The organism is Gloeotrichia echinulata CP02 (genome assembly GCA_038087035.1).
Taxonomy (GTDB): Bacteria; Cyanobacteriota; Cyanobacteriia; order Cyanobacteriales; family Nostocaceae; genus Gloeotrichia; species Gloeotrichia echinulata.
The window spans coordinates 1-23,140 of record CP051187.1 but is presented as its reverse complement, the minus strand read 5'-3'; the positions used below and the strand labels follow the sequence as shown (position 1 = coordinate 23,140).

Genomic DNA, 23,140 nt, shown 5'->3' with positions numbered 1-23,140 from the left:
TGTCAACATTATCACTGTGTATCAAGCGTCACCAATGAGTATTTTTTGTGTTTTTCAGATAAATTAAACATGTCATAAAGAAGTATTTTTTTTATTCATACGTATATGATGTTGCAAAAAAAACAAATATCTTACTTAAGATAAGAACAGATTTAGTAATTAGGAAAGGAGTTTTGCAATGTTTCTTGCAAAAAAATTAACTATTAGCCTGATTTTAACAAGCTTTACTCTCACAATGAGTATGATACCTACTGTAACTATGGGAGCAAATCGATATAGTAAACTAGCAGAATTACTTATTAATCTATCAAGACGATTGCAAAAAACACCCAGAGAAAAACAATTAGAAATATTGAAGAAAGTACCTACGGCTGTAACTGCTACGGGAGGAGTATTGACTGTTATCAATCACTGGAGTTTAGACTAAAAGCGATATGATAGAACGCAAACCAAATGGAATTAGCGGTTAAAAATATTCGAGAAGTCAGCCTCAAAGCATCCGCAATCTTTAATAATTATGTAGTATGCATGTTTAAAAAATAAAACAATAATGATAATCATGGAAAGGGTGGGAGAGAAACGAGCAATGCTCGTTTCTCTCCCACCCCCCCTTATTTGATTATCATTATCAACACGCTGGAGATTAGATGGGGAATGATCAAGAAAAAAAGGGGAGTCTGATTGAACACAGTCCCCATGAAGGCAGAAGCTGAGATAACGAACTACCATTACTCACCTGCCAATATGAAACGTGCCAGACTTGAAGAGTTTCGTCAATTAGCTTACAAACATTTAGGTAGAGCCAAAGACGCGACATTTGAATTAACAGATGCCATATTGCTGACCCGGAATGTTTACTCCTTAGCCGACTTATCTTTATCACCAGTATTTAGACGCAAGTGGTCAAGTATCTATGAGGCGCTACAAGATAGCCGACCGCAGCGACAGAAATTAATGCAGTTATACATCAAACAAATGCCAGTAGAGGGGCGTCCACTTTTGGCTGGAGATCATACTAACTGGTCGCGTCCGGATGCCGTAACACTGCAAGAGAGAACTTATGAGCATAGTGGCACATCCATAGCAGGAAATAAACCGATTACCATTGGTCAAGGATACAGTACAATTGCTTGGATACCAGAGGATTCCGGTAGTTGGGCATTACCTTTGAGACATGAACGGATCACAAGTGGGGAAAGTCCAATCTCAAAAGCGATTTGGCAACTAAAACAGGTGTGTAAATATTTACCCACCAGAGCGATTTCAGTTTGGGATAGTGAATATGGGTGTGCGCCTTTTGTCTTAAAAACTGCCAGTATTCCCGCAGATATTTTGGTACGATTGCGCTCAAATCTTTGTTTATGGGGTGAGCCTGAAGCTTATTCGGGTAAGGGACGTCCCAAGAAACACGGGTCTAAATTCAAACTTAATGAATCCACGACATGGAGTGATGCAGAATCTGTTTTAGAATTGGATGATCCGAAACTACAACGAGTAAGGGTTAGCCTCTGGAAGAATTTACATTTTCGTAAAGCGGCAGCGCGTCCGATGTTACTCATTAGGGTTGAACGTCTCGACGCACAAGGCAATGAACGAGTGTCCAAACCTTTGTGGTTAGCTTGGGTTGGAGAAGAAATGCCACCACTAGAGGAAGTTTGGTGTCTTTACTTGCGTCGCTTTACCGTTGACCACTGGTATCGTTTTTTGAAACAACGCTTACATTGGACTGCGCCCAAGTTAAGTACTCCTAAGCAGTGTGAGCGCTGGAGTGACCTAATGCCTCTAATGACTTGGGAATTGTGGTTAGCCCGTGATATCGTGACTGATAATCCTTTACCTTGGCAGAAGTCACTCGATAATTTGACTCCTGGACGAGTCGCTCAAGCTATGGGTGGAGTTTTTGCGGTGATTGGTACTCCAGCCCTTCCACCCAAACCTCGCGGAAAGTCCCCTGGTTGGGAAGCAGGAAAAAAGCGCCACCGTAAAAACCGATGCCCGATTGTAAAAAAAACCGTAACACGACCACGTAAAGAGCCATCAGTTGCGGTTTAATACTAAAGATTATTCATAATTTCGCTAAGTCTCTGATTAACTCAGCCCTGCTGGGTCGTTTTGCATAGCTTAGTCTAAACTCCAGTTATCAGGGTTAAACGTATATTTACCGTTAGAAAAATATAGTATTTCTATTTGATTTTTTAAACCATATGTAGGTTGGACAGTACCCACCCTACAATTTTTGCTGTTGTACAAGACGATATTGCTCTACAACCATTGAACAATTATCTCCGAATTTTTGTGTAAATGTGTCAACATTATCGCTATTTATCAAGCGTCACCGATGAGTATTTTTTGTGTTTTTCAGATAAATTAAACATGTCATAACGAAGTATTTTTTTTATTTACAAGTATATGATGTTGCAAAAAAAGACAAAATCACTACTTATAATCAAAATAGATTGAGTGATTAGCAGATGTAAGCGCTTTAGTACAGTATTTTATTCAACCAAGGAAATAAATTCATGGCTTTAGTTGGTTATGGTAATCTTAACACCGGAGAGGTTGAATCTTACACCATAGAATTAAGAGCGGGAATCACTTACAGATTTTATGTTGAGAATGCTATTCCCGGAGTAGATTTAGATATTTATATTGCAGATGCAAACGGAAATATATTAGCAGGAGATGATAGTACAGCTAGTGATGCGATATGTATTTTTACTCCTGGCTGGAGTGCGACATATATTATCGCCATCAAGTCTGCAAGCGGCTCTAGTTCTTATCGTCTATTTATTGATTAATTTATCACCTCTAAGTATCAAGATAGATGTATGCGCTCTACCGGATAAGGATTGGGCGTGAAGATAAATAGCGGAAATATCGAATTATAAACTGAAAAATAAGTAACTACGCAGGTCAAGATAAAGAACGATAAAACCAAGAAACCGGGTTTATTCAAAAAATCCGGTTTCTGACCATTAGCGTTTCACGTTTAATTCTGTTGTTCCACTGAACTGTTGTTAGACTGAATATTAATCTAGCTTGAAAAAGTTGGAAAGAGCAAATATAAAAATGCAAAAAATAGCCTCAACATTACCATAGTTCATCTTTATCCAAAACATCCTTGAGTTTATTTTTCAATTCTCCTTCCTTGTTTAATATATTATTAATTTGAGCATCAATAGCTTGCTCAAGAGCTTGTTTCTTAGCAAAATTCTCTAATGACATAGATATTCCACAAGCCTTTAAAAATCTATCTAATTGATTCCGTTCTTGTTCTGTAATTAAACTTTGGGCTTCTTGGTTGTCAGGATACAAAATAATTTTAATTATTTCTTGAATAAATTTCTTGTTTGATAATCTCATCAGGTTTTCGGAAATTTTATCATGTAGAATTGTTTCTGTATCAATATTTCTTATATCGTCCACATAGATACCATAATTGTTGAGAACAGCTTCTACTTTTTCCCGCTCTGCTGATGTTAATTTATTTCTTTCATCATCTAGTGATTTGATGAAAAAAAATCCCTCCATCAAAAGTAATAAGCCTAACGAAATAGGAATAATAATTTTTGTCCAACGACGACGAGACTCTTTGGTCGTTTCTGTCGGCTCTTGAGGAGAAGTATTAATGATTAGGGGACTTAATTCTTTAATTTTGAGTTTTTCTGAATCATGTGTCAATTGCAAATTATCGGCTATTTTGATATGGGTTTCACCGTGCCAAAAGTCTTTATAATAATTGACAATTGAACTGTGAACCGCTGCAAAATCACCAGATGTAATTATAATCGAGTCTTTGGGTAATATTTCTGGGAAAACAATTCCTTCTATCAGATTAATTTGTCGTCCAACATGATCTGTGAGAATTTTGCTAGATTCTTCACCCAAATCTTTTGTATTGGCATATTTTACCCAAAAAATGAGCGTAAAAGAAAAATTATCAGCTGTGACTTGGCGATAAACTGCAAAGTCATCTTCAGTTAAATCCTCTTCACCTGTGGCTTCATTAAGTAAATAAGATATTTTTTGATCGTAGATAAATTCGGGAACAACTATTAATCGATAATCTAGCTTACGGTTACGACTGATTAAAAAAGGATAAGCTTCTCTGTCAGTATTCATAAATACATATTACTCTAACATTATGCACATCTGATTGTACTATTTTTTCAGGCTGGTGGTGCGTTACGGCTAAAGCCTAACGCACCCTACTGACTAACGCACCGTACTTTTACTGGCGGGAAGAGGGTCTGAGAATAGTGCTATTGGTGTCTTCAAAATCTTCTTTGATTCGTGTTAATGAATCAATCAAAAGGCTATATTCTTTTGAAATTCTAGCATTTTTTAGATATTTATCTTTTGCATCGCTTGTCATAATATCAAGGAATAATGGCGCTATTACTCCTAGCGGTTTAACATTATTAGGTAAAAAATTACCTATTTGATTCTCCTTAAATAATCCTAGAATCTTATACCACAATCCTATCAATCCACCCTGGTTATCTAACTTTTGTTTAGCATCTCTAACAAGATCGAAAAATACATAAGCAAGAGGTACTTCTACCTGATATGGTTCTAAGTTGTATTTTTCGGTTCTGACCATGTTTGTGATACCATCTTGGACTTCAGGTTTAAAAAAACCAAATCCAACTGAACTAACCGGAATTACACGAATAGTTATATTTGGTCGCTTATTAACAAATCCTTTAATTTCACTAATATCCATTAATTTTTCTTTGATATCTTTCCAAGTAAATTCATTTAAATCTTTTATAGAATCCCACTTGGTAATAACAAAGTGTACGGGCACTTTAATATCACGATTATCCATTGTATTTATTATAGAAAATAGATCCTCCTGAACCCATTTCCGCGATTCAGGGGATTTTGGCTCGCGCATATACTTAAGTAGTTTTACCCCATCTAAAAGTCCAAATACAAAATTAGAATTATTAACAAATTCTTCGATTTTTTCATTTTCTTTGTCATTAATATTTTCTTGCCAAGCCGATATATCGTCGCCACGATAATCCATATATTCAAACGTGCAAATACGATATTTATTCTCGTTATTTACGCATAATGTAAATTGATATTTATCAGATGTACGAGTTCCTGTAACATTGCCAGAACTTAATTGAAGGTAGATATTATGAAGTTTATTAGCAGTTTTATTCTCAGTATCAATAAAAAACTTATGCTGACTTTGTAGCTCCCTTAAGCTCTCAAACAAAGTAGCCAAATAAATAGTTTTTCCAGCGCCGGAACCTCCCAGCATGGCTATCTTAATACTAGGTATATTTTTTGTAGAATCTGACATATAATTTACTCCCGCAATTTTTCTAAGTAATTATCAGCAATAAATCCATAGTAATTGTGTGTTTTTTTTGTATATGTTACACGTAATACATACAGGTATAGCTTAATAATTTTTTATTAAATTATTAATTTTCTAATAAAAGAAATTAGTATTTTGACCATAAATAAAATTCCTGTAGAGAATTTTCTCTGTGTTCTCTGCGCCTCTGTGGTTGTTTATTTTATAAAAAAAGGATTTGAGTTTATAGAGTGGGTCAAATTAAACCCCAAGAATCCCTTTAGTCTCATTCCCACAATGAAGATGTTCAAGCTAAGTATTATTTCCGTCGCGGCGATCAAACACTTTGAATGTGGTAATTAGAGAGAGTGCGTCAATCCTACGTTATGACTCGAACACCATTTGACCAATTTTCCAAGCAATTTCTGGAAGAGTTTTTAACATCCTTGGGTGAAGTTATACCCAATTTAGAAGTACCAGGAGAATCGAGATTTGCGGATATTTGGTTTACACCATCACCACAACCAAGTATCAATCCCCAAACCTTGGGTTTGTTGGGAAGAATCGCCAGTACTCCCTGTTTGTTAGAACCCTTTCGCAATCAACCGAAAATTACAGAAATCCGCAATTGCTTGCTGAAACTATTTTTAGTCCAAGCAGACTCACAACGCCAAAAAAGACGGGACGCCGAAAACATTCCCGAATCAGAGCTTCCTTGGTTATGGATTCTCGCATCTTCCGCATCGGATACAATTATTAATGGATTTGGCGCCAGTCGCGATGAAACTTGGCCTGATGGCGTATATTTTTTAGCAACATACTTCAAAACAGCGATCATCGCCATTAATCAATTACCCCGCACAGAAGAAACACTGTGGCTGAGGTTATTGGGTAAAGGAACCACCCAACAGCTTGCGGTGGAAGAAGTGATTGCGATACCAACAGACAATCAACGACGGTTAACAGCGTTAAAATTGTTAGCAAACTGGAAGATTAGTATAGAAGCAAAGGCAGAGATTGATCAAGAAGATAGGGAGTTAATTATGACATTATCCCAGGCATATTTAGAGTGGGAAGAAAAAACCGAACGTCGGGGAATACAGCAAGGACAACGCCTTGTAGTAGAAAATCTGCTGAAAGTTCGTTTTGGTGAGGTGGACGAACAATTAGCGAGTATAATTCCTAACTTACTTGACTTACCAACAGAGGAATATACTCGCTTACTGCTGCAATTTTCTCGTGAGGAGTTGTTAGCGCGGTTTGAAAATCCCCGTGCTTAGGGACTTCCAGATCAAAAAATCTCCAAAATGTAGGGTGCGTCAGTGTGAGAAAACCTAGCTACACCAAGAAATTATTACTACTGACGCACCTTGCTAACTGAAGCTCGTAGGGTGCGTCAGACCTAAAATATTGGCTCTTGCGTGCGTATAGCGTTTCTCGCCCTAGTGAGGTACATCGGTAAGGGCACGGCAGTGCCGTGCCCCTACATCGCGTGATACAATTTTGTACCTCATCTGAATAGGAAGTGCTATAGCGTGCTTAATTATTAATTAAAAAAGTCGACTAAATTGCTTTAATAAGAATGTATAGCCACGGTCAATGTCTAATTCTTGGGTGAGTTCTGCTAAGAGGGATTGACGGAAAATACTTGATTTGATGTTTCACCTATAGCTGTCCCATTATGAATCTCTGACAACCGCTTAGTTAATTCCATATCCCAAGCAGCCTCTACATCATCATCATCAATATCTTCATCTAAAGAATGAATTAAAAAATGGGCAAGTTCAGCACGTTCTTGTGCAGAGAGTTGAGAGAGTTCCTGTTTAAGTTTTTCTGCTGTTTTGGTCATGTTATAGTTTCACCTTTAGACTCTATGCAAACCTAGTTCGCCAAATTATAATTATTTTGATATTTCTTATTTAATCTTACCGCTATTTTCAGCTTCTAGGGTGCGTCAGATTTGATAAATTTGGTGATAAGCACAAGATTATTGACCTCTGACGCACCCTAAACGTTACAAAGTATAGGTGAAATCGTTCACCAACATTCCGGGAACCATAGAACCTCCAAGTTGACGACTTTCATAAGTTCCAACTTCGGGGATAAACTCTTGAAAATTAGTCAAATCGACTAGATTATCTCCCCAGAAGCGATAAAGACTGTCATCAAACCGCAGGTTTTCAATGGGGGCGATAATTTCGCCTTTTTCTACCCAAAAGCAGGCGTAACGGGTCATTCCTGTAATTCGACCAGTGGGGCGATCGCTCCAATTTAAGTAATGTAAATTTGAGACATATAATCCTGTATCCAAACTTGGTAGAATTTGCTCAAATACCAAATTTCCTGGACTCACCTCTGGCGCACGTAAAGACTCTGAACTATTAGCACCATTAGCAGTTTTTTGATATTCTTTTGCAGTACGAGAATTCACCAGAGTATTGACCAAAATACCTTTTTGGATTAAAGGTAATTCTGCTGGTGCGATTTCTCCTAATTGATTAAATCGCGGTACTAACCCCCGCTGAAAGTTTTCTTTTAAACTAAACGCTGGGGAAAGCTGTTTTTCTTGACGTGATAGTGAAGCCAAAGCACTATTACCTTGTTGAATATCAGCTTCACTGATAGCCCCCCAAGAAAGCATACCCAATAAATCAGCAACTGCATCAGGCGCAAAATAAGTTTTATATTGTCCCCGTGGTAATTCTTTAGGAGTGCGAGATAGCAATTCTAATTGCTTTTTCCCTTGGTTTATTTTGGCTAAATAAGCAGATTCATCCCAATCACTACCAGCAAAAGTGCCTTTAACAGCTTGTCCAGTGGGAAGGAATAGAGAATAGTCTAAGGTAAAAGAATCAGTCGCAAACCAGTGTTTTTGTCCCTGAGAATCACCATAGGCTTTAATGACAGTTCCTCCAGCATATAAGCCAGTAAAATCCAATTCAGCAACTAGTTCTAGCAATGTTGGTACTACAGATTCTGCTGTCAACAATTTACCAGAATTTACTTCGCGACTAGTATTAGTTCCTGATGGTAAAACTAGATATGGATCGACAGGTAATAAAATAATTTCATCACGTAGTTCTTGTAAAGCTGTGTATGCTATTTGCCCATCTATTTCCCAATTTCCGATAAACGGAAACTGCCGAAAACTGCTACGCTGATCTTGCATCAAAGTCAATGTAATCCAACCATCAGCCACACAACCAGTTTGTCGCACTTTAGCATGATTGAAGCGCGTAAATTGACTGCGTTCACTGCTCAATTTCACAGTGAAATCTTCACTCGCTGATTTTTTACTGAATAGAGTTTCAATCAGTTGATTAAAGCTGAGTTCTAAAGCCGATATTTCGTTATTTGTCATTGGTCATTGGTCATTTGTCATTGGTCATTGGTCATTTGTCATTTGTCATTTGTCATTGGTCATTTGTCATTGGTCATTTGTCATTGAAACTCCTTACTCCTTATAGCGTTTCTCGCCCTAGTGAGGTACATCGGTAAGGGCACGGCAGTGCCGTGCCCCTACATCGCGTGATACAATTGAGTACCATCACTGAATAGGAAGTGCTATACTCCTAACTCATTACTCCTAACTCCTAACTCCTAACTCATTACTCCTAACTCCTAACTCCTTCAACTCCCACCGCCAAAAACTTCGACGTTAGCAAATTCACAAACGGGTGAACCATGTCCTACGGAAATAGCTTGATTTGGTTCGCCTTTACCACAGTAAGGAGTACCATAGATTTGCCAATTTGCGGCGTCTCCGACTTGAGTTAAGCTGTGCCAAAATTCTGGTGTTGTGGCTCGATAATTAGGATTGCGGAGGGTTTTGGTGAGTTTACCGTTTTCAATTAATTTGGCGTACTCGCAACCAAACTGAAATTTATAACGGCGATCGTCTATTGACCAAGAACGGTTGGATTCCATGTATACACCGTGTTCGATCCCAGCGATGATTTCGTCAAAGGTGGCTATTCCTGGCTCTAAATTTAAATTTGCCATACGGTCAATCGCCGGTCGATTCCAAGAACAAGCACGGGCACAGGCAACACCGTCCACACCTGCTCTGGCTTGACTTTCTAGGCTACCCAAACCGCGCTGTAGTACCCCAGCTTTAATTACATACTCTCGTGTCGCCACAGCGCCTGTATCATCATATCCGTAGCTGGCAAATTCACCAGGCACGGTAGGATCAAAAGTAATGTTCATCAGCGGTGAACCATAGACTAGATTACCAAAATCACCGGTTTTGACAAAGCTACCGCCGGCGTAGTTACGTTCATCTCCCAAAATTCGGTCAATTTCTAAGGGATGTCCCACACTTTCATGGATTTGTAGCATCATTTGGTCTGGTGCTAACACTAAGTTGGTGCGTGTGGTCGGACATTCGTCTGCTGTCAATAGTTCTACAGCCTGTTCGCCCACTTGTCGCACCCGATACCATAAATTATCTCGGTTTAAAAGTTCCCATCCACCTTGGTAGGAGTTGGCATGGGCGCCGTTGTGAGTGCGCTGTTGTACAATGGCTCCATCTTGGGCGATCGCACCATAATGAGTGCCTAAAGACAGAAATTTTTGATAAACTTCTGAGCCATTGCTGCTGATAAACCAAGTCTCTCTCTCGGTCGTGGTGGTGTTGGCTGTGGTTTGGACAATTTTGTCGTCAACTTTCAGCGTTTGACAAATCCGAACCAGTAAATCGTTGATTTCCCCCGGACTGAGTGCATCTAATGGTTCCAGAAAGGGTGAGTTATATTCACCCACGACTTTCGGACGTTGAGTCTCACGGAAGGGATATATCCACCATTCACTAGCAGTAAGTGCCTGTTTATACGCTATTTCCGCAGCAGCTTGCAAGGAATGTAGTTCCAAAGAATTGGTAGCTGCATAACCCAAACAGCCATTTACCAAGACTTCTATCATGGCTCCCACTGTGGAAGATTTGCCGTTGGCTTGGGGTAAGCCATCGCGTACATAACGGCTAGAGGAAGTTTCTTTGACAACTCTAATACCGATCCAATCAGCAGGAATATTGAGATGAGCGATCGCTTTTGTCAGTTCAGACCACATAATTCTAGGGATTGGGGATTGGGGATTGGGGATTGGGGACCTTTAATTCCGGTGCCAACGGGTGCCATCACGGCTATCAATTAATGTAATACCTTGTGCTTGTAATTCATGACGAATGCGATCGCTTTCGGCGAAATTCTTGGTTTGACGTGCTTGTTGTCTTTGTTGAATCAAATCTTCAATTTCTCCATCGCTTAAACCATCATTCACAGAATTTGGGGTTTCTATCTTGGCTTCTAAACCCAAAACTCCAGCTAAAGTTAGGAGTGTATGCCACTGTTGATATAATTCATCGGGTGATGTTTCTGTCTTCCCTTCATGTACTATAATGTTTCCCTCACGGCGGAGTTCTTTGGCTAATTCAAATAGTACTGCTAACCCACCGGGAAAATTAAAGTCATCATTCACAGCTTCTTGAAAGCGTTCAATGTGAGGAGTTGAAGTTTTTTCTTGATTAAGAGTTCCCAGTCCCCAGTCAAGAGTCCCCAGTTCCCAACCGAGTTGTTTACCATGTTGGTAGCCGAATAGTAGACCTTCTTTGAGGGTGTGCCAGCCATTGGTGGCAGCGGCGATCGCTTCATCGGTAAAATCTATCTGCTGGCGATATTGTGCCATGAGTACAAACAATCGCACTGCCATCGGGTCAACGCCTCGATTTAGCAAGTCGCGAATTGTGGTAAAATTGCCCAAGGATTTGGACATTTTCTCCCCATCCACCTTGACCATACCATTGTGCAGCCAGTAGAGTGCTAGGGGTTTACCTGTAACTGCCTCAGATTGGGCAATTTCGTTTTCATGGTGGGGAAAAATTAAGTCAGCGCCGCCAGCATGAATATCTATGGTATCACCCAGGCGATCGCGCACCATTGCCGAGCATTCTATGTGCCATCCTGGACGACCTTGACCCCAAGGCGATTCCCAGGCTGGTTCTTCTGGTTTTGCTCCTTTCCACAAAGCAAAATCAAACGGGTCTTTCTTTTTCTGATATTCTGGGTCTTCAACGTTAACCCGGTCACTTGCACCCGCTTGCATATCTTCTAACTTTCGTCCCGAAAGCTTACCATATTCAGAAAAATGCCGTACAGCATAATATACATCACCGTCGGCGGCGTAAGCAAAGCCTTTGTGTTCCAATTCATGAATCAGCCGTACAATCCCATTCATGGTGTGGGTCGCACGGGGATACTCATCAGCTTCTTTGATTCCTAACCGCCCCATATCCTCAAAATATGCTTTGATATAGCGATCAGCTACAGCTTCCATTGAAGAATGTTCCAGACGCGCTCGATTGAGAATTTTGTCATCAATATCGGTAAAATTCTGAATATAGCGCACTTCATAACCGCTAAACTGGAGGTATCGACGCACTACATCCCAAACGATACAAGCTCTGGCATGACCCAAATGGCAGTAGTCGTAAACCGTCACGCCGCAGTAATACATCTTAACCTTTCCTGGTTCTACTGTTTTAAACGGTTCCTGACGACGGCTGAGGGTATTGTAAATTCTTAGGGTCATAACACAGTAATGTTGAAATTAAGAGATACGCAATAATAGGGTAAAGCAGCTGGGATGACACTCCAGCATCCCTATGCTAGTGTTTTCTGGACGTTCTGCGCTACATTCCGATTTTTTTGTTTTTTTGATCATATTTCTATGCAATCAGCAGTTACCCCTGAATCTCAAGCTATGGATGCGCCAAAACAAGGTTTGCCTGTAACAATAATCACGGGCTTTCTCGGTAGCGGCAAAACGACTTTGCTCAATCATATCTTGACTAATGAGCAAGGTCTCAAGACGGCTGTATTAGTCAATGAATTTGGCGAAATTGGTATCGACAACGAGTTAATTGTTTCCACTGACGAGAACATGGTGGAACTGAATAATGGTTGTATATGCTGCACAATTAATAACGATTTAGTTGATGCGGTCTACAAGGTTTTAGAACGGGAAGAAAAGCTAGATTATTTAGTTGTGGAAACAACTGGACTAGCAGATCCACTACCAGTAGCCTTGACATTTCTCGGCACAGAATTGCGAGATTTAACCCGTCTAGATTCGATTATTACTGTAGTAGATGCAGCGAATTATAGCCTAGATTTATTCAACTCTCAGGCTGCCTACAGTCAAATTGCCTATGGAGATGTTATTATTCTCAACAAAGCGGATTTAGTCGATGAACCCACTTTGCAGGAATTAGAAAGAAAAATTGGGGAAATTAAGGAAGACGCCAGAATTCTCCGCACTATCCGCTCAGAAGTTCCACTCCCCTTAATTTTGAGTGTTGGTCTGTTTGAATCTGACAAGTATTTTGAGACTGAAACAGAAAAACATGACCATCATGACCACGATCATGATCATTCCGCCTGCGGTCATGACCATCACGATCATGACCATCATGACCACGATCATGATCATACCGCCTGCGGTCATGACCATCACGATCATGACCATCATGACCATGATCATTCCGATCATTTAGAAAATGATGGCTTCACCTCGATTTCTTTCCAAAGTGAAAAGCCATTTTCCATTAAGAAATTTCAATATTTTTTAGATAACCAGTTACCTAGTGGAGTCTTCCGCGCCAAAGGGATTATGTGGTTTGAGGAAAGTCCCAAACGTCATATTTTCCACTTATGCGGTAAGCGCTTCACAATGGATGATGATGAGTGGAAAGGTACACCAAAAAACCAGCTAGTGCTGATTGGTCAAAATCTAGAGAAAGAAACTTTGCTGACTCAGCTACAAAACTGCGTCTGTATTCCTTCCACCAGCAGAGGTAAAGGCTTTGGGAAGTAAAAGTTAGTCATTCGTTGACAAGAGTCCAGAGTCAAGGCTCAAGTAGGGGCGCAATCAGTCCACGGTAGGGGCGCAACCAATCCACGGTAAGGGCGCAACGAATCCAGGGTAGGGGCGCAATCAGTCCACGGTAAGGGCGCAAGGCCTTGCGCCCCTACTGGATTTTGACACGGACCTGTAACTTTGCTACTGGAACGTGAATCTGGTTAAGAATTTTTACTTAAATTAAAAATATCCGCAATAGCTAGATTGCTGAGTCGGCAAATAATGAGAGAATATTAAACTAAACATTACAAAACTTTAACTTCACTCATCATGGCGAAAATCCAGTTTTCTAGAGGTATAGACGAAAATGTAACCGCAGACGTGCGCGTGACGCGATCGCGCAGTGGTGAAAGTGGTACAGCAACGTTTATTTTTGTCAATCCTAAAGCTTTGAGTCAAAACAGCACCGAAGAAATTACCGGAATGTACTTGATTGACGAAGAAGGGGAATTAAGCACCCGCGAAGTTAAGGCTAGATTTGTAAACGGTAAACCAGAAGCACTAGAAGCCGTTTACCTGATGAAATCCACCCAAGAATGGGATCGCTTTATGCGCTTCATGGAGCGGTATGCTGAAGAAAATGATCTCGGACTTAGCAAATCTTAAGCAGTTAGGAGTCAAGGGTCAAGAGTCAAGAGTCAAGGGTCAAGGGTCAAGAGTCAAGAGTCAAGAGTCAAGAGTCAAGAGTTAAGGGTCAATATTTGGACTTTGGACTATTGACTTTGGACTATTGACTTGTCTAGGAGTGCAATAACTTACCTATCATGCATCAACCCCATCCAGACGCAGCAGGAATGACGGTAAATTGTGCTGTTGTCACCGTCAGCGATACCCGAACTCCAGAAACAGACAAGAGTGGTCAGCTAATCCAGCAATTACTCTTGAGTGCTAACCATGCTGTAGGAGCCTACACAATTATTAAAGATGAACCAGCACAGATTCAAGAGCAGATAGAACTGCTGGGTAAACGTGCAAATTTAAATGCTGTCATTTTCAATGGTGGCACAGGCATAGCACCAAGGGATACCACCTACGACGCCATTGAGAAATTGCTGGAGAAAACCTTACCGGGATTTGGGGAATTATTTCGCTTTTTAAGTTATCAAGAAATTGGTTCGCGAGCGATCGCCTCTCGCGCTGTTGCTGGTGTTTATCAAAACAAATTAATCTTTTCGCTTCCAGGTTCGAGTAATGCTGTGCGACTGGGTATGGAAAAAATTATAATACCAGAATTGGCGCATTTAGTCAACCAAATACTTTAATTGTCATTGGTCATTTGTCATTGGTCATTTGTCATTGGTCATTTGTCCAGATCCCAACTCCCAAGTCCCAAAGATATAAGCTATCTAACATCTATAGCACTTCCCATGCAGATGAGGTATAAAATACTATTATGCGGTGTAGGGGCACGGCACTGCCGTGCCCCGGAGGGTGTACCTTTGGAATTTTGAATTTTGAATTTTGAGTTCAAAAAAGGTCATGTTGAGGATTTTTTCTGAATTTTATTTAACCAAACTACTAAATCATCTGGGTGAACGACTATCTCACTTCCTAAAGTTTTGATATACATATATCCATCGCTAATAATTAAATCTCTGACTGGATACCATGAATTTCGTCTCTTAATCAGAAGTTCCAAGGGAATTCCTGGTCGTAAAGGATGCTTGCGACATTTCCACCAAGCTCGCCAGAGGAAAACCGATTTGGTACAATGCATTTGATAATTATTGGGTACTTGCCAGTAGTGATAACGATAGCAATTGCGGCTATCCATTTCTCCTATAAGCATAAAACTGTATTCTGCTAATACCTTATTCATCAATTCCCAATAAGATGATTTTGAATTAATGACAAATTCACATATTGTATTAGTCAGTTGGGTGCTGGCAATTACACCTTGTGATTTGGCTATAACTTGGTTACAGTCATACACTGTTTCGGCTGTTAAAGCAGGGTTTGCTAATAAAATTTCTTTTTTATGGATAGAGTGTGCAACAAACTCTCGCATCAAATCTTCATTAGACAACATAACTTTTTGATACTCAATGACTCCTGTAGAAAATAGCCGCAACAAGCTGGAAAGGTGACTAAGAGGTTGTTTGAAAATTTGTTGGCGGTATCTTCGCACTTATTGATCCCCGTAACTGGAATCAAAGCCCCCCTTGCAAAAGGGAGATTTAGGGGTATCTAAAAGTATTTGATACATCACTAAGGACTTTTCAAACATCCTCTAATACCATTTCACCAAAACTCTGATACATATAGATTTCCCGTAAGGGCACGGCAATGCCGTGCCCCTACCAACGTATTTGTATCATACTTAAAGTGAAACGGTATAAGGTGAAGAAGTCGGGGATTTGATAACTCCCCAGTCCCCAATCCCCAATCCCCAATCCCCAATCCCCAATCCCTCCAGATGTGTTTTAGTTTACCTTGTTTGTTGAACAAATGCTCATAAAAAAAACAACTCCCACATCTAATGGGAGTTGTTAATGTATCAATTATTACTGACAAATATCAGAATTAATTGATAGCTATACAAGTTGCAGCCAAAATAGCAGCGATTATATAAAATACTCCAACCACTTGCAATTCTGACCAGCCAGTGAGTTCCAGATGATGGTGTAGGGGTGCCATTTTAAAGAGGCGCTTACCTTTGCCATCGGGACCCTTGGTGGCTTTGTAATAACTTACCTGTGCCATCACTGAAAGGGTTTCTACGAAGAAGATACCGCTGAGGATAAACAGCACTACTAAGCTATTAGTCAACAGGGCTACAGCCGCTAAAGCACCACCCAATGCTAAAGAACCAGTATCACCCATGAACACACGGGCTGGGTTACGGTTATGTGCCACAAACCCTAAGCAACTACCACTTAAAGCAGCACAGAAAACCATTAAACCGGGCGCAGTGGGTGCAATCACGGCACCAAGTGCCAATAAAGCGATCGCCACCGTTCCGCCTGCTAAACCATCAATGCCATCAGTTAAATTAGTCGCATTACTCTCAGCCACAAGGACAAAGCCAGCCAAAGGCCAGAATAGAAACCCTAATGGTAATGAAAAACCCAACAAGGGCAAAGCAATATTTGTAATATTAGAAGGTTGATTAAACATCAGCCACAGACAAAACATTGCTGCAAAAGTGATTTGCAAAGCCAGTTTCATCCGGGGAGAGATCCCTTTATTCGACTTACGGCGTAAAATTTGCCAATCATCGAGCCAGCCGACCAATCCGTAGCTGAGTGTCAAAGCACAAACAGCAACTACTTCCGTAGTCCAATTAGAGAGTACACAGGCAAGAACCACCGCTACAGGGATAAAAAATATACCCCCCATAGTTGGTGTACCTGCCTTTTTCAAATGGGCTTGGGGTCCATCCTCACGGATTATTTGCCCAGCTTTAAGTTCTTGCAGCTTGGGGATAACCAAATAACCCATAAGTGCTGAACTGATAGCCCCCAATAATAATGGCAGAGTGAGGGATGTAGCTTGCCAAGGTAATCTATGGCCTATCGAATCCAAAACTAACGCGCCCACAGTCAATCCACTGGCCAAGCAAGAGGCTAGCCCAATCCCAGAAAAATTTAACCCTTGGTCAGGAGATAATTTAGCGTCCACAGAAATTTCCCTTCACTCCACACTTACAACAACTGAACTACAGGGACAATATCCACCAAGTCCCCTGACTGAACAGGCTAAACTTCGCTGATAGTGATATCGTCGTCATCATCAAGGTCATAATCAGCTATACCGTCATCTCCACCCAGAAATTCTGATATTTCTTCTTCTTCATCCTGAAAATCTGGTTCGTGAACGTCACGCGCTATCAGACGTCCGTTAGATTTGAGCCAGTCCAACAGTGAGGACTCCTGCTTTAAAGGAATAACGGCAGCTCGCTGGTTGCGGGGTTCTTCACGTAACGGTGAATTCAACATATCGACGCACGCACTAAATGTTTATGTAACTAGACATTAAGAGTCTATCACTCGATACGAGATAATTTAGTTATTCATTCAACTCTTTAGATCTAAAATCCGCATTTGGACAAAACTTTTTATTTAATCGCCCGATGGCAGGTTGCAAGGGATTCTTCGTTAGTTGTATGTCCATATACATATGGCATTTATATCGGTTGATAGTGAGTTTGAAACAGATAGTTTTTGAGGTGACAAGCAATGATTGGAAAAGCGGCTCTGATTGAAGCAATCGCTGGTAAAAATCGTGGTTTACTGGCTAGTGCAGCCCAGAAACAGGCTATTTTAGCAGCGATCGCCAATTTAGAAGACTTCAACCCTACACCTCGTCCCCTGGAAGCTACAAACTTGCTCAATGGTGATTGGCGACTAATATACACCACAAGCAAGGCCTTGTTAAACCTAGATCGGCTACCTTTTGGCAAACTGGGCCAAATTTACCAGTGCATTCGGGTAGAAACTACCACGGTTTACAATATCGCTGAGATTTATGGCTTACCTTATCTGGAAGCATTAGTCAGCGTTGCTGCCAACTTTGAGCCAGTTTCCGACCGTCGCGTCCTAGTAAAATTTAAACGCTCTATTATCGGTTTGCAACGCCTACTAGGCTACAATTCTCCAGAAAGTTTCATCCAACAAATCGAAGCTGGTAAAAAATTTACCGGGATTGATGCTGCCATTAACAGCGATCGCCAACCAGGCTGGTTGGATATCACTTATATAGATAGCGATATGCGGATTGGCAGAGGTAACGAAGGTAGTGTCTTTGTACTTACCAAAGCATGAGCTTCTCTTATATTAGTGTTTGCGAACGAAGGTAATCTATCATGTGATTTTTGTCAAGGTGGGTTTGATACCATTTTACTTTCGGAACGTGATCAGGACTTACGCGGCGAGGCTATTTGTGGAGATCGGGCATAGGGCATGGGGCATGGGGCATGGGGCATAGGGCATAGGTTAATTTTTCCCGCCCTATGCCCCATTCCCAACCCAAAGGCGTGATTTTTCATCACGAGTGCGTAAGTCCTATTGATATTGGAAAGACGGGGAATGGGAGAGGGGCGATGAAGACCAATAATGAATGACAACCATCAACTGTGTACCATCAACTGTCAAGTGTCAACTGTCAAATAACTTAACAAAGCTTCTAGGTGAGTCCTTGAGGCTGTAAAGTTAGAACTATTAGCCTTAGAAATTGGCAATTGATAACTAAAAGGGGAAAACTCATGGTTCAACGTGGTTCTAAAGTACGTGTTCTCCGTCCGGAATCCTACTGGTATCGGGATGTAGGAACCGTGGCAACTGTTGACCAAAGCGGTATCAAGTATCCAGTAATTGTCCGCTTTGAGAAAGTAAATTACTCAGGCATTAACACTAATAACTTTGCTGTAGATGAATTACTAGAGGTGGCACCACCACCTGCTAAACCCAAAAAAGGTTAAGCAATTAAGTGGCCAGGGGATTGTTTAACAGTGAACAGTTATCAGTAAACAGTTATCAGTTAAATCCCTGGCGAAACACCACACAAAGAAGGTGGAAGGCGTTGGTGGCGGGTCTAAATCCCCCACTATACGCCGTCAGGACTGATAACTGATAACTGATAACTGATAACTGATTTAATGAGATGATGGAGTTATGGGCGGATGGTGGAGAAATAGTTCTCCGAATCTCCTGACTTCCTCATCTCTTTTGCTGACATTCCCAAAAATATCCAATTGCTTGCTTAATCAGTCTGAATGCCTGAATTGCCTGAAGTAGAAACAGTCCGGCGGGGTCTAAATCAATTGACCCAAAACCTGGAAATTACGGGAGGGGATGTGTTACTTGAACGTACCATCGCCTACCCGGTTTCTGTCGCCGAGTTTGTTCATCAAATTCAAGGGAGTGCTATCACTACTTGGCACCGTCGCGGTAAATATCTCCTCGCAGAACTTACCCCATCTGGGGGGATGCAAAATTCAAAATTCACCCCCTTCTCTTGGCTTGGGGTCCATCTGCGAATGACTGGTCAACTACTGTGGCTACATCGAGATGAACCATTACACAAACACACGCGGGTAAGATTATTCTTTGGGGATGAGCAGGAATTGCGCTTTGTTGACCAGCGGACTTTCGGTCAAATGTGGTTGGTTCCCCCTGGTATGGCTGTGGAAAGTATCATCACAGGTTTAGCAAAACTCGCGCAAGACCCATTTTCACCAGAATTCACAGTGGATTATTTGGCTTTAAAACTGCAAAATCGCCGCCGTCCCATCAAGACAGCACTGCTGGATCAGTCTGTGGTGGCGGGATTAGGTAATATATATGCGGATGAAGCATTGTTCAAAAGTAGAGTGTTACCAGAAACCCTCTGTACAAATTTAGGGCGATCGCAAATTGAAGGTTTGCGAACTGCAATTATTCAAGTCTTAGAAACCAGTATTGAGGCTGGTGGTACTACTTTTAGTAATTTCCTCAATGTCAAGGGCGTTAATGGTAATTATGGTGGTGTTGCTTGGGTATACAACCGCGCTGGTCAACCCTGCCGGGTTTGTGGTAATGTGATTGGGCGAATTAAGTTAGGGGGGCGATCTAGTCATTTTTGCCCCCGGTGTCAGCATTGATTGATTTGCAAAATCTTGATCTTATGATTGGTTAAGGCTTTGCGTTAACCCAACAAGACGACTGAAACACTAATTTCTGAGTTGTACCGGCATAGCTAAATAGGTCATCTTTAACCCACCTAGTGGTGTAAAAATGACTGGGGTAAGGCTTTGATTAAGATGCATTTGAATTTCTGGGGAGGGTAAAGCTTTTAAGCCTTCCATCAAATATTTGACATTAAAGGCTATATCTATATTTTCTCCTGATATTTGGGCAGACATTGACTCTCTACCGCTACCCATTTCTTGAGCTTCACAAGATAAGGTAATTTCCTGGACTGCATTGTCAATGCTAACTTTAACAATATTATTCTTTTGATCGGCTAGTACAGCTATTCGCTCCAAAGTGCTTAAAAATTGTCGCCGATCAATTGTGACTTGTCGCTCAAATTGACGCGGAATCAGTTGGCGATAAGCAGGATATTGTCCTTCTAAAGTGCGGCTAGTCAAGCGTTGATTTTGCCAAGCAAATATTACTTGACCTTGATCAAAAGATAAAGCCACAGGTTCTTCTGAGGAGGAATGATGAGCTAACATCCGCTCTAGTTCCCGTAAGGCTTTGCTGGGTACTGTGACTTCTAGTTGACCACTTCCACCCATAGGGCGTTCGTTAGTTGTTTCCACGACTGCTAAACGATGTCCATCGGTAGCAGCAAATTCCAAGCTGTCGTCTTTAACAGTTAAATGTACTCCTGTCAATACCTGTTTAGTTTCATCACTGCTGGTAGCAAATAATGAACCTCGTAATCCTTCTATTAAGGCTGCGGTTGTCAGCTGAAGTGCTTCTGAATTTTCGATCACCGGTAGTTCAGGAAACTCTTCTGGCCCCATTGCGCGTACTTGATAATATCCACTTTTGGGTGTGAGGGTGACAATTAAACCTTCACTGCGTGACGCTCCGCTAACACCTGTGGAGGTTTCGGCGGCTGATTCATCATCTAGGGTAATTTCTCCCTCTGGCAGCCGAGAAGTGATATCTACAAGTAGTTTAGCAGGAAGGGCGATCGCTCCCCCTTCCCATACCTCAGCATTAAAACTGGTGCGGATACCCAAGCTGAGATCAAAGGCTGTTAAGCTGACCTGGTTAGTTTGTGCATCCGCTTGTAGCAGCACATTAGCCAGCACTGGATGTGTCGGTCTTGACGGTACTGCACGGCTGACGAGTGAGAGATTTGTACTGAGATCGCTTTGGGCGCAAACTAATTTCATCTTAGAACTGTTTAACCACTAGTGACAGAGCGAGGAACTAGCAACGCATTCTCCGGTGTCGTGACTCAAAAAACGTAGTCAATTAAGACGTAGGCTGGTCAGGACGGCTTGCTTGATTTCTCTTACAAGCCTCATGCCTTTAGGCTGAGGTTCCTGACGATTAAATCCAGCTGTGGCGCTTCCCTGAGATCAGAATCTCAGGGCTTCTGCCTCTATTACCTTTGTGAAAGAATATTGTACCACCTTGTTGTTCAACTGCTCACTCCTAACTCCGCGCCTCCTAATCTGTGGAAATTGTGGAAAACTTATCAGCTTTCTGTTTGGTCGATGGTTTAAGACGTGAGTTCCTGTGGAAAACTTGTGGAAAAACTAGAGGGTTTTTCCACAGGGTAATTATACTTATTTGAAGTTTTCCACAGATTTTTACTAATTTTCCACAAGGTATTTAAAGTTTAATCAAGTTTTATATTTGACTTAATATTAGGGCATAGGGCATAGGGAATAGGGCAATACAGTTCAGTTAAGGAAAATTGTCGTAGGGGCACGGCATGAATAAAATTGTCATTAGAAGAAAAGATTTTGGATGCCGTGCCCCTACACTGTATACCATTGGAGTCTAACTGAACTGTATTGGGGCATAGGGAATAGGGAATAGGGCATAGAGAAAGATTTGTTGCCTATTACCTAAGTCCTGATCAAGATGATTTTTGAGAGCGACTATTCATATTGATGCGATCGCTCAGTTGACGTAGGGTTTGAGCTAAAGCGCGATCGCTTTCTTTCATTTGGGTGATTTTATCACAGCTGTAGATCACCGTTGTATGATCTTTACCGCCAAATTCTTCACCAATTCTCGGCAAACTCAGGGATGTATGTTGACGCATTAGATACATACCTATTTGCCGTGCCCAGCTAATTTCTCGTCGTCGTGAGTTGCTTTTAAGGTCTTCGATGGAGACATCAAAGTTATCAGCAACGACTGTCAAAATTATTTCTGGGGTAGCTGCTACTTTCTCATTTGGAGTTTCTAAAATTGGTGTGATACTTTCTACAGTCATGGGTAAACCCCAAATAGAAATATAGGCAAGTGCCCGAATTAAAGCTCCTTCTAATTCGCGAATATTGGAAGTGTAGTTAGAAGCAATATATTCAATTACATCACGGGAAAGTCGGATATTTTCGTATTCGGCTTTTTTCTGTAAAATTGCCATTCTTGTTTCTAAATCTGGAGTTTGAATATCAGCAATTAGCCCCATAGAAAACCGGGAACAAAGACGTTCTTGTAGCCGAGGAATCTGGTTGGGAGGACGGTCTGAAGCGATGACCACTTGTTTGCCTGCTTCATGTAAACTGTTAAAAGTATGAAAAAATTCTTCTTGGGTGTACTCCTTACCCTCGATAAACTGAATATCATCTACTAATAAAACATCTGCGGCGCGATAATGCTCGCGGAAACTTTGCATACTATCCTGACGGATGGCTGTAATTAAATCATTAGTAAACTGCTCAGTTGAAACATAAAATATTTTACAATCATGACAAATTTCCCAACGATAATGACCAATCGCCTGCATAAGATGGGTTTTACCTAAACCGACGCCACCGCATAAAAATAAGGGATTAAATTCTCTACCTGGATATTCTGCGACTGCTAAGGATGCAGCGTGAGCCATCCGATTATTGGCGCCAACTACAAATCGCGAGAAGACATATTTAGAATTTAATTCACTAGTTTTTTGTTTATTTTTGGGTGGAGTTTCAGCCAGACTATTTTGGGCTGGTAATTCCCAAGTAACTTCCCCTTCATTCAAATTAGAAACTTCCTCACCTTGAGCAACGGTAATGTAAATTTCGACGGGATACCCAAGAATATCTTGAACCACATTGGCTATCGTGTTGATGTAATATTTCTGTAACCAATTACGAGCAAAAGGGTTAGGAGTGCAGATGACTAAGCAGTTATTTTCTAACCGCTCTGCATTAGCAGTTTTGATCCAAGTTTCAAAGGTGGGACGAGATAGTTCTAATTGTAAGCGCTGTAGTACTTGAATCCATAAACTGTCTATGGGAATTTCCAT

22 protein-coding genes are annotated in these 23,140 nt (G+C 41.0%); 11 read left to right on the top strand and 11 right to left on the bottom strand.

What is annotated here, in order from left to right:
- Nucleotides 1-241: 241 nt before the first annotated feature.
- From HEQ19_00110 to HEQ19_00100, 3 genes are all read left to right on the top strand, one after another.
- Nucleotides 242-427: a hypothetical protein gene (locus HEQ19_00110; GenBank protein WYL98166.1), complete on the top strand. Its 186-nt coding sequence runs from the start codon at nt 242-244 to the stop codon at nt 425-427.
- A 317-nt stretch (nt 428-744) separates the two neighbouring features.
- On the top strand, nt 745-2,052 hold the full coding sequence (locus tag HEQ19_00105) for an NF041680 family putative transposase (GenBank protein ID WYM03167.1): 1,308 nt from the start codon (nt 745-747) through the stop codon (nt 2,050-2,052).
- 467 nt (nt 2,053-2,519) lie between these two features.
- Nucleotides 2,520-2,798: a hypothetical protein gene (locus HEQ19_00100; GenBank protein WYL98165.1), complete on the top strand. Its 279-nt coding sequence runs from the start codon at nt 2,520-2,522 to the stop codon at nt 2,796-2,798.
- Between the two features lie 292 nt (nt 2,799-3,090).
- Here HEQ19_00100 and HEQ19_00095 read toward each other — a convergent pair whose 3' ends face one another.
- The gene (locus tag HEQ19_00095) at nt 3,091-4,122 is read right to left on the bottom strand and encodes a hypothetical protein (protein WYL98164.1); all 1,032 of its coding nucleotides are present in this window, start codon (nt 4,120-4,122) and stop codon (nt 3,091-3,093) included.
- Between the two features lie 109 nt (nt 4,123-4,231).
- Entirely contained in the window at nt 4,232-5,320 is a 1,089-nt protein-coding gene (locus tag HEQ19_00090; GenBank protein WYL98163.1) for a hypothetical protein, read from the bottom strand.
- Between the two features lie 383 nt (nt 5,321-5,703).
- On the opposite strand from HEQ19_00090, the gene HEQ19_00085 reads away from it, so the two are divergent.
- Nucleotides 5,704-6,597 carry a flagellar assembly protein H gene (locus HEQ19_00085; GenBank protein ID WYL98162.1) on the top strand — a complete coding sequence of 298 codons (894 nt, stop codon included), beginning with the start codon at nt 5,704-5,706 and terminating at the stop codon, nt 6,595-6,597.
- A gap of 344 nt (nt 6,598-6,941) precedes the next feature.
- Here the strand turns inward: HEQ19_00085 and HEQ19_00080 are convergent, their stop codons facing one another.
- Both HEQ19_00080 and HEQ19_00075 read right to left on the bottom strand, forming a co-directional pair.
- Nucleotides 6,942-7,166 carry an addiction module protein gene (locus HEQ19_00080; protein ID WYL98161.1) on the bottom strand — a complete coding sequence of 75 codons (225 nt, stop codon included), beginning with the start codon at nt 7,164-7,166 and terminating at the stop codon, nt 6,942-6,944.
- Nucleotides 7,167-7,331: 165 nt separating this feature from the next.
- Entirely contained in the window at nt 7,332-8,678 is a 1,347-nt protein-coding gene (locus HEQ19_00075) for a TldD/PmbA family protein (protein ID WYL98160.1), read from the bottom strand.
- On the opposite strand from HEQ19_00075, the gene HEQ19_00070 reads away from it, so the two are divergent.
- A complete protein-coding gene (locus HEQ19_00070) occupies nt 8,672-8,815 on the top strand; it encodes a hypothetical protein (GenBank protein ID WYL98159.1) in 144 nt (47 codons plus the stop codon). The two genes, HEQ19_00075 and HEQ19_00070, sit on opposite strands and share 7 nt — an antisense overlap.
- Before the next feature lie 132 nt (nt 8,816-8,947).
- Here HEQ19_00070 and HEQ19_00065 read toward each other — a convergent pair whose 3' ends face one another.
- Together HEQ19_00065 and cysS are read right to left on the bottom strand one after the other, a co-directional pair.
- Entirely contained in the window at nt 8,948-10,387 is a 1,440-nt protein-coding gene (locus HEQ19_00065) for a TldD/PmbA family protein (protein WYL98158.1), read from the bottom strand.
- A gap of 42 nt (nt 10,388-10,429) precedes the next feature.
- Nucleotides 10,430-11,905, bottom strand: a complete 1,476-nt coding sequence (cysS, locus tag HEQ19_00060; protein WYL98157.1) for a cysteine--tRNA ligase — start codon at nt 11,903-11,905, stop codon at nt 10,430-10,432.
- 138 nt (nt 11,906-12,043) lie between these two features.
- Here cysS and HEQ19_00055 point away from each other — a divergent pair, with 138 nt between their 5' ends.
- From HEQ19_00055 to HEQ19_00045, 3 genes are all read left to right on the top strand, one after another.
- Nucleotides 12,044-13,189: a GTP-binding protein gene (locus HEQ19_00055; GenBank protein ID WYL98156.1), complete on the top strand. Its 1,146-nt coding sequence runs from the start codon at nt 12,044-12,046 to the stop codon at nt 13,187-13,189.
- A gap of 315 nt (nt 13,190-13,504) precedes the next feature.
- Entirely contained in the window at nt 13,505-13,840 is a 336-nt protein-coding gene (psb28, locus tag HEQ19_00050; protein WYL98155.1) for a photosystem II reaction center protein Psb28, read from the top strand.
- Nucleotides 13,841-13,995: 155 nt separating this feature from the next.
- Nucleotides 13,996-14,496, top strand: coding sequence for a molybdenum cofactor biosynthesis protein B (locus tag HEQ19_00045; protein ID WYM03166.1), 501 nt, complete (start codon nt 13,996-13,998; stop codon nt 14,494-14,496).
- A gap of 215 nt (nt 14,497-14,711) precedes the next feature.
- Here HEQ19_00045 and HEQ19_00040 read toward each other — a convergent pair whose 3' ends face one another.
- The 3 genes from HEQ19_00040 to HEQ19_00030 form a co-directional block, all read right to left on the bottom strand.
- Nucleotides 14,712-15,263 carry a hypothetical protein gene (locus tag HEQ19_00040; GenBank protein ID WYM03165.1) on the bottom strand — a complete coding sequence of 184 codons (552 nt, stop codon included), beginning with the start codon at nt 15,261-15,263 and terminating at the stop codon, nt 14,712-14,714.
- A gap of 494 nt (nt 15,264-15,757) precedes the next feature.
- Nucleotides 15,758-16,855, bottom strand: coding sequence for a phospho-N-acetylmuramoyl-pentapeptide-transferase (mraY, locus tag HEQ19_00035; GenBank protein WYL98154.1), 1,098 nt, complete (start codon nt 16,853-16,855; stop codon nt 15,758-15,760).
- Nucleotides 16,856-16,932: 77 nt separating this feature from the next.
- Complete coding sequence (locus HEQ19_00030) at nt 16,933-17,172, bottom strand: DUF3134 domain-containing protein (protein ID WYL98153.1); 240 nt, start codon at nt 17,170-17,172, stop codon at nt 16,933-16,935.
- Nucleotides 17,173-17,412: 240 nt separating this feature from the next.
- On the opposite strand from HEQ19_00030, the gene HEQ19_00025 reads away from it, so the two are divergent.
- The 3 genes from HEQ19_00025 to HEQ19_00015 all read left to right on the top strand — a co-directional run bounded on the left by HEQ19_00025 (nt 17,413) and on the right by HEQ19_00015 (nt 19,814).
- Nucleotides 17,413-17,997, top strand: a complete 585-nt coding sequence (locus HEQ19_00025) for a PAP/fibrillin family protein (protein ID WYL98152.1) — start codon at nt 17,413-17,415, stop codon at nt 17,995-17,997.
- Between the two features lie 440 nt (nt 17,998-18,437).
- Complete coding sequence (locus HEQ19_00020; protein ID WYL98151.1) at nt 18,438-18,653, top strand: photosystem I reaction center subunit IV; 216 nt, start codon at nt 18,438-18,440, stop codon at nt 18,651-18,653.
- Between the two features lie 294 nt (nt 18,654-18,947).
- On the top strand, nt 18,948-19,814 hold the full coding sequence (locus HEQ19_00015) for a DNA-formamidopyrimidine glycosylase (GenBank protein ID WYL98150.1): 867 nt from the start codon (nt 18,948-18,950) through the stop codon (nt 19,812-19,814).
- 69 nt (nt 19,815-19,883) lie between these two features.
- Here the strand turns inward: HEQ19_00015 and dnaN are convergent, their stop codons facing one another.
- Nucleotides 19,884-21,062 carry a DNA polymerase III subunit beta gene (dnaN, locus tag HEQ19_00010; GenBank protein ID WYL98149.1) on the bottom strand — a complete coding sequence of 393 codons (1,179 nt, stop codon included), beginning with the start codon at nt 21,060-21,062 and terminating at the stop codon, nt 19,884-19,886.
- A 695-nt stretch (nt 21,063-21,757) separates the two neighbouring features.
- Nucleotides 21,758-23,140, bottom strand: coding sequence for a chromosomal replication initiator protein DnaA (dnaA, locus tag HEQ19_00005; GenBank protein WYL98148.1), 1,383 nt, complete (start codon nt 23,138-23,140; stop codon nt 21,758-21,760).